Origin of the sequence: Archangium sp. (assembly GCF_036389735.1) — a bacterium.
Taxonomy (GTDB): Bacteria; Myxococcota; Myxococcia; order Myxococcales; family Myxococcaceae; genus Archangium.
In genome coordinates this window covers 1-9,267 of the sequence record NZ_DASVWK010000176.1, presented here as the reverse complement: position 1 = coordinate 9,267, position 9,267 = coordinate 1, and the positions used below count along the sequence as shown (strand labels likewise).

The 9,267-nt window shown below is 69.9% G+C and carries 8 protein-coding genes; 4 read left to right on the top strand and 4 right to left on the bottom strand.

The features are described from left to right. From VF794_RS06495 to ung, 4 genes are all read right to left on the bottom strand, one after another. On the bottom strand, positions 1-1,161 hold a 1,161-nt coding region (locus VF794_RS06495), incomplete at its 3' end, for a DNA gyrase subunit A (RefSeq protein ID WP_331108310.1). A 187-nt stretch (positions 1,162-1,348) separates the two neighbouring features. Continuing rightward, positions 1,349-2,503 (bottom strand): hypothetical protein, encoded by a 1,155-nt coding sequence (locus VF794_RS06490; protein ID WP_331108309.1) that lies wholly within the window; start codon positions 2,501-2,503, stop codon positions 1,349-1,351. Between the two features lie 4 nt (positions 2,504-2,507). After that, on the bottom strand, positions 2,508-3,335 hold the full coding sequence (locus VF794_RS06485; protein WP_331108308.1) for a tetratricopeptide repeat protein: 828 nt from the start codon (positions 3,333-3,335) through the stop codon (positions 2,508-2,510). Between the two features lie 103 nt (positions 3,336-3,438). Beyond that, positions 3,439-4,113, bottom strand: a complete 675-nt coding sequence (gene ung, locus VF794_RS06480; RefSeq protein ID WP_331108307.1) for a uracil-DNA glycosylase — start codon at positions 4,111-4,113, stop codon at positions 3,439-3,441. 163 nt (positions 4,114-4,276) lie between these two features. On the opposite strand from ung, the gene VF794_RS06475 reads away from it, so the two are divergent. The 4 genes from VF794_RS06475 to VF794_RS06460 all read left to right on the top strand — a co-directional run bounded on the left by VF794_RS06475 (position 4,277) and on the right by VF794_RS06460 (position 9,252). Continuing rightward, on the top strand, positions 4,277-4,654 hold the full coding sequence (locus VF794_RS06475; protein ID WP_331108306.1) for a PH domain-containing protein: 378 nt from the start codon (positions 4,277-4,279) through the stop codon (positions 4,652-4,654). A 151-nt stretch (positions 4,655-4,805) separates the two neighbouring features. After that, positions 4,806-6,617 carry an ATPase, T2SS/T4P/T4SS family gene (locus VF794_RS06470; protein ID WP_331108305.1) on the top strand — a complete coding sequence of 604 codons (1,812 nt, stop codon included), beginning with the start codon at positions 4,806-4,808 and terminating at the stop codon, positions 6,615-6,617. Positions 6,618-6,709: 92 nt separating this feature from the next. Beyond that, entirely contained in the window at positions 6,710-7,615 is a 906-nt protein-coding gene (locus VF794_RS06465; protein ID WP_331108304.1) for a hypothetical protein, read from the top strand. Positions 7,616-7,626: 11 nt separating this feature from the next. Further along, positions 7,627-9,252 (top strand): PE-PGRS family protein, encoded by a 1,626-nt coding sequence (locus tag VF794_RS06460; protein ID WP_331108303.1) that lies wholly within the window; start codon positions 7,627-7,629, stop codon positions 9,250-9,252. The last annotated feature ends 15 nt before the right edge of the window (positions 9,253-9,267 follow it).

Below are 9,267 nucleotides of genomic sequence, written 5' to 3'. Positions count from 1 at the left end.
CTTCTTCAGCTCGTAGCGGCTGCGGCGGGTGATGACGTCGCGGCGGTGCGCGATGAACCGGTCCAGCAGCTCCTTGAGGTTGAGCGTGCGCGGCTGCCCACCGTCGATGGCCAGCATCACCGCGCCGAACGTCGTCTCCAGCGGGGTGGTGGCGTACAGGTTGTTGAGCACCACGCCAGCGATGGCATCGCGCTTGAGCTCGATGACGATGCGCATGCCCTGCCGGTCGCTCTCGTCGCGGATGTCGCTGATGCCCTCCAGCTTCTTCTCGCGCACCAGGTCGGCGATCTTCTCGATGAGCCGCGCCTTGTTCACCTGGTAGGGGATCTCCGTGACGATGATGGCCTCACGGTCTCCCTTCTTGGAGGTCTCGATCTCCGTGCGGGCCCGGAGGGTGATCTGCCCGCGGCCCGTCTCGTAGGCCCGGATGATGCCCTCGCGGCCGGTGATGAAGCCGTGGGTGGGGAAGTCCGGGCCGGGGATGAACTGCATCAGGTCGCGGACGGTGGCCTCGGGGTGATCGATGAGGTGCAGCGTCCCGTCGAGCACCTCGGTCATGTTGTGCGGCGGGATGTTGGTGGTCATACCCACCGCGATGCCCGTGCTGCCGTTGACCAGGAGGTTGGGGAACTTGGTGGGGAGGACGAGCGGCTCGACGGTGGAGTCGTCGTAGTTGGGACCGAAGTCGATCGTCTCCTTGTCGATGTCCGCCAGCATCTCCTCGGCCAGCCGGTCCATGCGCACTTCCGTGTAGCGCATGGCGGCGGGGGAATCGCCGTCGACCGAGCCGAAGTTGCCCTGGCCGTCCACCAGCAGGTAGCGGAGGCTCCACTCCTGGGCCAGACGCACCATGGCGTCGTAGACGGCGGTATCGCCGTGGGGGTGGTACTTACCAATCACGTCACCCACCACGCGCGCGCTCTTCTTGTAGGCGCGGTTGTGGTAGTTGCCCAGGTCGTTCATCGCGTAGAGGACGCGGCGATGCACGGGCTTGAGGCCGTCACGGACGTCGGGCAGTGCGCGCCCGATGATGACGGACATCGAGTAGTCGAGATACGAGCGACGCATCTCGTCTTCGATGTTGACGGGGATGAGCTCACCCACGCTGCCATGAGGAGGAGCGGGGGGCGTTGCCGGCTTGTCGGTGGTGTCGTCGGCCATGAATTTCGGAGGTCAGGAGACGGGCCCACCCGAAGGGGCCCGATCAGGGGAACGTAGTTACCTAACCCCCGGATTTTCTTGCGTCAACAATGGAAACACGGGGGTGGTGAGGGGTGGCCAGAAAGACGGGGTTCCGCCTGCTCGACCGGGGGGCACCGGACACGGTCCCACCCCCTTTTTTCCGCTCTCAACGCATGAGCGCGCGGGCTTGTCGCACCAGTTCCACCAGGCGCGACGAGTCCCTCCAGCCACGCAGGGTGGTGCTGCCGATTCCGTGCCGCTGGATGAGCTCCCGGAGGGCCTCGCGCAGCCGCTTGCCGTCCGGTCCGCCGCGGCCCTCATCCGCCCGGTGGGCATGCTCCTCCAGACGCCTCCAGCGCGCCGGAGACCACCGCTCGTCGTCGGGACTATCCGAGCGCTGGGCGTCCCACAGCTCATGGGCCAGCTCGATCAGGCCCGCCCGGGCATCGTCCAGACCGTCCGAGGGCAACAGCCGGACATGCGGGGCGTACTCGCGCTCGAACAGCCACCAGCACACCGGAAGGATCTCGGACGGCTCGGGCACGAGTGGGACCAGCCGCGCCTGGACCAGTTGCGTCAACCGGGCCCGAGCCTCCTGGAACCAGTAGTCGGCGTGCAGCAGGCGCTCCGGGCCGTTGCGCGGGGGGCGCTGAGGCATCCGGCCGGCCTGCTTGCGGAGCTCCCGTACCATGGCGCCCTGGGGGTCCACCCCGGACAACCGATTCCACACCGAGACCAGGGCCGCCTCACCCCTCGGCCACCACAGGTGCAGCTCCTCGCGCTGCACCCCCGAGAACGGAATGCGGCCGGTGAGGAGCATGGGCGAGGCGAAGAGCGGCTCCAGGAAGTCCCCGAAGGCGGCGGCCTCCCGGAGCGCGGGCAGCGAGTCCGGGAGCACCTCCAGCGCGGTGCTCCAGCGCAGGTGGGGAGGCACCACGCGGGGAATGGTGAGCAGCCAGTCCTCCAGGGCGAGCATCAGGCGCCCCAGGGGCTCCCGGGCGCTGCGCCCGAGCTTGCGCGCCACGTCCCGGGCCAGCTGCTCGCGCAGCGAGTGCACCTCGTACACGCCGCGGACGGTGGGGTTGCTGGTGGGCCAGGCCTCGGCCTCGGCGCGGCGGAGGGCATAGGCGAGCACCTCGTCCACCTCCTCCTGGTGGGCGGCCACCTCGCGCAGCAGGGGAAGCTCCTGGCGCAGCCGCTCCTCCCAGCGGGAGTCGGCCAGCGCCAGCACGAGGTTGTAGAAGCGCTTGCGGGCGGGCGGCAGCACCACCGCCCGGCCCTCCAGGCGCACCTCGTATTCGTCCTGGATGGGCGCGCCCATGGGCTCAGCCTGTCTGGGCCATGACGTCCTTGGGACGCAGGGGGACGGCGAGCCGCTCGGCCTCGGCGCCCAGGGGGCCCTCGGGGTCCAGCGCCTTGGCGCGCTCGAAGGAGGCCAGGGCGCTCACCCGGTCCCCCTTCAGCTTCAGGGCGACACCCACATTGAGGTGCGCGCCGACGTTGTCGCGGTCCATGGCGAGCGCCTCGCGGAAGAGCGAGAGGGCCTCGTCCAGCTCGCCCGCGAGCAGGGCCTCCTTGCCGGCCTGCACGCGCTTGTCGGCGTCGTTGACGAGCTCCACCTGGAGCAGGCTACCGCCGGCCACGGTGACGATGAGCGCGCGGAGGATGCCGCCCCAGTAGAAGGTGAGACCCTCGGCGGCGACCACGGCGGCGATGGGCAGGTCCGGCAGGAGCTGCTTGCCGCGGAACTTGAAGCGCACCTTGGTGTAGCGGCCCTTGTTCGTCCAGTGGACGAGCTCCTCGCCCATCTTGCGCAGGCTCTCCTCGACGCGCTTGGGGTCGATCTCGAAGGGCAGCGTGGGGCCACCCACGGGCTCACCGGCCGGCAGGGCCTTCATCTCGGGCACGGGCTCGGCGGTGAGGGGCGTCTCGCTCGGAGCGGCGACGACGTCGGGGGCGGGAGGCTCCACCGGCGCGAGGGACTTCTTCGCGACGGTGGGCTTCTTCGCGGCGACGGGCTTCTTCACCGGAGCCGCACGCTTCTTCACGGACGAGGGGCTCTTCTTCACGGCAACGGCGCTCTTCTTCTTCGGAGCCGCGCGGACGGCCGTTTTCCGGCTCGCCGGGGCCTTGCGGGGTGCGGTCTTCGCCATGAACGAGACTCTAACCGCTCGCGAGGCGGCTTGCTCGTGGGTCCGAGCGGGCCCGGGTGTTCAGGTGCCTCGCCAGCGTACTCCGCCCTGGGCGCCTCCGGTCTCACGCCGGCAGTCGCCAGTCGATGGGCTCTCGCCCCGCCTTCTCGAGCGCCGCGTTGATCTTGCTGAAGGGTTGGCTTCCAAAGAAGCCCTTCTTCGCCGACAGCGGCGAGGGATGCGGCGCCTTGAGGATGACGTGTCTCGTCGTGTCGATGAGCGGCTCCTTCTTCTGCGCGTAGCTGCCCCACAGCAGGAACACCACCGGCTCCCGCTTGTCGCTCACCTTCCGGATGACCGCGTCGGTGAAGGCCTCCCAGCCCCGCCCCGCGTGCGCGTTGGGCTCCGCCTGGCGCACCGTCAGCACCGCGTTGAGCAGCAGCACCCCCTGCTTCGCCCACGGAATCAGTGAGCCGTCCTTCGGCTTCGGCGCGCCCACATCGCTCTGGAGTTCCTTGAACATGTTCACCAGGGAGGGCGGCGGCTTCACTCCCGGCTGCACCGAGAACGCCAGCCCGTGCGCCTGGCCCGGCCCGTGGTACGGGTCCTGCCCGAGCAGCAGCACCTTCACGTCAGCGTACGGCGTCAGCCGGAACGCCGAGAACAGGTCCTCCTCCGACGGGTACACCGTGTGCTCGCGCCGCTCCTGGGCCACGAACGCCTCCAGCTCCGTGACCCCCGGGCTGTCCAGCACGTCCTTCAGGACCTTCTTCCAGTCCGCCGGCAGCCTGTCCTTCATCGATCCCATTGCGCCTCCGCGTCAGGGGTCCCATCCAAGCACGGGTGAAGCCCCGCTCCACCCTACTTTTCCGGTCTGACATTCACTCCTCCGCGGTCCTTCTCCTTCTCCCCGGCGCACGTTCCCTGTAGGATTGGGTCCGCATCCTGGAAATGAGGGCACAATGGGTCTCTTCGATAACCTGCTGGGTAACGCCTCCGAGGTCGACGTCAGCAAGCTCCAGGAAGAAGCGGTCGCCGTGATGGCGCCCCACGAGAGGCTCGAGAAGGCCTTCAAGATCTTCCGCGACCTCTACCTCTTCACCGACAAGCGGCTGCTCCTGGTCGACAAGCAGGGGATGACGGGCTCGAAGGTCGAGTACATGTCGCTGCCCTACCGGTCCATCACCCGCTTCTGCATCGAGACGGCGGGCAGCTTCGACGCGGACTCCGAGCTGAAGATCTGGATCTCCGGCTCGCCCGAGCCCCTCGTCAAACAGTTCGGCAAGGGGTCGAACATCGTCGAGGTCCAGAAGGTCCTCGCCACCTACGTGCTGAAGTAGAGGGCCGGCCCCCTCGGGGGCTCACCCCTTGTCCAGCACGCCGTAGCCCAGGGCCTACATCCAGGCCCCTGCCTCCCCGCCCCCCCGGCTCCCCGGCGACCGGGTCCTCCTCTTGGGCCTGGGCCGCTCTCGGGCTACCCTCGGGGGCGCCATGTCGATGTACTCCGAGTCGCTCCGCGCCTTCCTCAAGCCCGTTGTCCCCTATCTCGACGACCCGAACGTCTCCGAGATCATGATCAACGGTCCCACCGACATCTGGATCGAGCGCAAGGGCAAGGTCTCCAAGGTCGATGCCTCCTTCACCGAGGAAGGCCTGCTGGGCGCCGCGCGCAACATGGCCCAGTACGTCGGTCGCCTCCTCAACGAGGAGCGCCCCCGCCTGGACGCGCGCCTTCCCGACGGCAGCCGCATCCACGTCGTCATCCCGCCCATCGCCCGCAAGGGCACCACCATCTCCATCCGCAAGTTCTTCAAGGACAAGCTGACGATCGACTCCTTGATCAAGTTCAAGTCGATGACGCCGCAGATGGCGCGGCTCATCGACGCGGGCATCCACACCAAGCTCAACATGCTGGTGTCCGGTGGTACGGGCTCGGGCAAGACGACGTTGCTCAACATCGTCTCCTCCCTCATCCCCGACGAGGAGCGCATCCTCACCATCGAGGACTCGGCGGAGCTCCAGCTCAACCAGTCCCACATCGTCCCCTTCGAGAGCCGGCCCCCGGACAAGTTCGGCAAGGGCGCCGTGGACATGGGAGACCTGCTCAACTCGGCCCTGCGTCTGCGCCCCGACCGCATCGTGGTGGGCGAGGTGCGCGGCGGCGAGGCCTTCTACCTCGTGCAGGCGATGAACACCGGCCACGGCGGCTCGCTGGCCACCACCCACGCCAACACGCCCACCGACACGCTGCGCCGCATCGAGTCGCTCTGCCTCATGTCCGGCATCGACCTGCCCATGGTGGCCATCCGCGCCCAGGTGGTCAGCGCCATCAACTTCATCGTCTGCTGCGAGCGTCTCCACGACGGCAGCCGCAAGACGATCGCCCTGTCCGAGGTGCTCCCCCTCACCGAGAAGGGCGACTACCGCACCCAGGACATCTTCGTCTTCACCCCGGTGACGAAGGACGAGGACGGCCACATCCTCGGCTACCACGCGCCCACCGGCATCATCCCCAACTTCGTCGCCCGGGCGCGCGCCTACGGCTTCGCCGACCTGGACGAGTCCTTCTTCGACCCGGCCACCTACGGCGTGCCAGCCCCGCCCTCCTTCGCCGCCGGTGAGAGCTACTCCGTCCGCTGGGCCCCCTCGCTCAAGCACCGCGAGCGCGGCGAGCCGGATCCTTCCAACTTCAAGAAGGAGTGGAGCAACTTCGAGCAGCGGCTGAAGGACGAGGCCCGCGACGCCAAGGACGGCAAGCCCCCCTCGCCCGCCTCCGCACCGGTGCAGGTGCAGGTGCCCGCCAACCTCCCCCTCGCGCCCAAGCTCCCCCCCGAGCCGTCCCCCGTGGCCGCCGCCCGGCCGAGGACCGCCGAGGTCCCCGTCGCGCGCGCCGCTCCCGCCCTCCGGCCCAACCTGCCCGCCAACCGGCCCCCGCCTCCCGTGGATGACGACCGGACCCCGCCGCCCACGCGCAACCCCTTCGCCTCCTCGTCCGACGACGGGCTCGGCGCCCCCGCGGACGAGCCCAATGTGCAGATCGCTGCGGACCTCCTGGCCGACGACGATGAGACCCAGGGCCGGGGAGTCGCTCCGCCGCGCCCGGCGCTCCGGCCCAACCTGCCCCCGCAGCAGCGCCCCCCCGGTCCCACCGCCCAGCGCCCGGGCGTGCCCGCTCCCGTGCGCCGGCCCGCGCCTCCCCCCGCCCGGCCCGCTCCTCCCGTGCCCGATGACGACGAGCCGCCCGAGCTGGACAACTCGGAGAAGACGCACATCAAGCCCATCCCCGAGAAGCCGCGCCGCTGAGCCGGGCGGGGGGCCCCGGTGGCCACTCCCCGGCATCATCGCGAGGACGTGACCTTGCGGTGGGCGCATTGTGCGGGGAAAGTGCCACCATCGTGTTCCTTCCACTCCTCGCCACGCTCGTCGTGCTCGGCCAGGCGCCCGCGTCTTCCGAGGCGCCCCTCTCCGTGCTGATCGCCCCGCCCGAGGCCGCGGGCGTCCCCTCGCACATCGTCTCCTTCGCCCAGGAGCACGTGTACGAGCAGCTCAAGACCGAGGGCCTCCAGGTGGTCCGCGCCTCGGAGCTGTCCCAGCGGATGCCCCCCGCGCAACGCAAGGAGGTGCTCGGGTGCAACCGGCTGGAGGCCTCCTGCCGCATCACCCTGGGAGAGGCCGCCCAGGCCGACGCGGTGCTGATCGCCGAGCTGGTGCAGTTCCTCAGCGGCTACCGGGTGGGTCTGAAAATCTACGCCACCCGCGATGGCGAGCTGCTCGCCGAGCACTACGTGCCCGGGGTGCGGGAGGATCAGCTCCTGGACGCGCTCACCCAGGCCAGCGAGCGGGTGGTGCCCCGGATGCGCCAGGCGCTGCGCCCGTCCGCGCAGGCCCCGGTCGTCGAGGCGCCCCCACCCCAGACCACGCCGGTCCAGCCGGTGCGGCCCCCGCCCACGGTGACGACCCGCCGCTCGAACGCGCCAGGCTGGGCCTGGATGCCCGCCGCCGGAGGCGCGGTGCTGCTGGGGGTGGGAACGTACTTCTATCTGGATGCGGGGAAGAGCTACCGCGAGCTGACGGACCCGGAGCTGATGGATCCGCAGAAGGGCCTCGCGCTGAAGGACTCCGGCAAGCTGTCGCAGAACCTGAGCCGGGCATCCTTCGCGCTGGGCGCGGCCGGCGTGGTGACGACCGGACTCGTCTACCTGCTGTCCGGCACGAAAGAGGACGACGCGGTCCAGGTGCGGCCCACCGCCTCCATGGGCCCACAGGGTGGAATGGTGGGTCTGGTGGGAACGCTGCCGTGAGGAGTCATCACATGCTCGAGGCGAGGAAGCTTTTCTCCGTGGGGCTCGCGCTGGCGTCGCTGGCCATCACCGGCTGCTACAAGTTCGACGAGGCGTTCCAGGAGTGCGTGGCGTCCGGGCGCTGCAACCCCGACAAGTGCGATCCCGAGCTGATCGACGTACCGGACAATGCCTTCTTCGACGCCAACTGCGATGGCGTGGATGGCGACATCAGGAACGCGTTCTTCGTCGACCCGGCCGTGGGCAGCAACACCAATGCCGGCACGCGCGAGGCTCCGTTCCAGACGCTCTCGTTCGCCCTCCAGCGGGCCACCAGCGAGGGCAAGGCGCTCTACCTCGCCCAGGGTGACTATGACGAGCCGGCGATCCAGCTGAACAAGTCCGTCTCGCTCCATGGCGGCTACGCTGGCGTGGACGGGGGTTGGAAGCGCGACGCGGGCTACGTCACCCACATCCGGGGCGGCGGTATCGGCCTGACGGTGAGCGGGCTGGGCGAGGACGGGGGCGTCCTCCTGGATCGGTTGAGCATCACGTCGGCCCGAGGTGGCGACGGCGGTGTGCCCTCCATCGGAATGCGGGTGTTGAACTCGAGCGGCGTGCGACTGCGCTACGTGCGGATCGTGGCCGAGAGCGGCGGGCCCGGTGCGCCGGGCAACTCTCCCCCCCAGCTGACCCAGGGCGGCGCGGATGGCGGCCCGGGGGTGGACACCACGCAGGCGCCTTCGGGCCCGGCACCCGCTGGAGGCTCGCCCGGCATCAGCGGTTGCGGCACCGTCACCGGTACCGTCACGTATCAAGGTGGACGGGGTGGGAACGGGGGAGTGACCGGGGCAGGAGGCGGGACGGCGACCGCCGGGGAGCGCGGCATTCCCTCCGCGGATGGAGGAATCCGGGGTGAGCAGACCATCGAGACCGCGGCGAACAACTGTATGGGGATGCCCGGAAGCAAGGGGGCGGATGGCCTCGGAGGAGTGGCCGGCCCGGATGGCGAGGCGGGAGATGGTCTCGGCAAGCTGACGGCCAACACCTGGGCGCCGAACTTCGGCAAGGCGGGTGACGGGGGCACTCCCGGCGGAGGTGGGGGCGGCGGGGGCGGCGGTGGTGCCTGCCTGCTCGACAGGCCGGGCGTGTCCATCACCTCGGTGGGGGCCAGCGGCGGCGGCGGCGGTGCCGGCGGCTGTCCAGGCAACCCCGCCAACGGTGGTGGCGGCGGCGGCGCGTCCATCGCCCTGTTGCTGATCCAGGGACGGGTGGAATTGGAGTCCTCCGTCTTGAGCACACTCGGCGGCGGCCCAGGCGGCACCGGCGGCACGGGTGAGTCCGGGAGCCCTGGCGGCAGGGGCGGTGCTGGTGGCAAGGCCACCCTCGTCAGGGATACCGCCACGGGCTTCACCACCACGGGTGGCAATGGTGGCAACGGCGGCAACGGCGGCAACGGCGGCCGGGGTGGCCACGGCGGCAATGGCGGCGGGGGCCCCTCCGTGGGCATCTGGTGCGGCGACCCCAACTCGTCCTTCTCCGTACAAGGCACCACCTTCGACATCCGCGACCCGGGCGCGCCCGGCACCGGACCTGGACCCAAGGACGAGACGGGTGGACTCAAGCGCGAGTCCTACCAGTGCACCCCTCGTCCGTGAGTAAGCAGGCGTCGG

Coding starts and splice junctions, on each gene's coding strand:
- VF794_RS06460 (WP_331108303.1), top strand. CDS start 7,627: ATGCTCGAGGCGAGGAAGCTTTTCTCCGTGGGGCTCGCGCTGGCGTCG.
- VF794_RS06490 (WP_331108309.1), bottom strand. CDS start 2,503: ATGGGCGCGCCCATCCAGGACGAATACGAGGTGCGCCTGGAGGGCCGG.
- VF794_RS06475 (WP_331108306.1), top strand. CDS start 4,277: ATGGGTCTCTTCGATAACCTGCTGGGTAACGCCTCCGAGGTCGACGTC.
- VF794_RS06470 (WP_331108305.1), top strand. CDS start 4,806: ATGTCGATGTACTCCGAGTCGCTCCGCGCCTTCCTCAAGCCCGTTGTC.
- VF794_RS06485 (WP_331108308.1), bottom strand. CDS start 3,335: ATGGCGAAGACCGCACCCCGCAAGGCCCCGGCGAGCCGGAAAACGGCC.
- ung (WP_331108307.1), bottom strand. CDS start 4,113: ATGAAGGACAGGCTGCCGGCGGACTGGAAGAAGGTCCTGAAGGACGTG.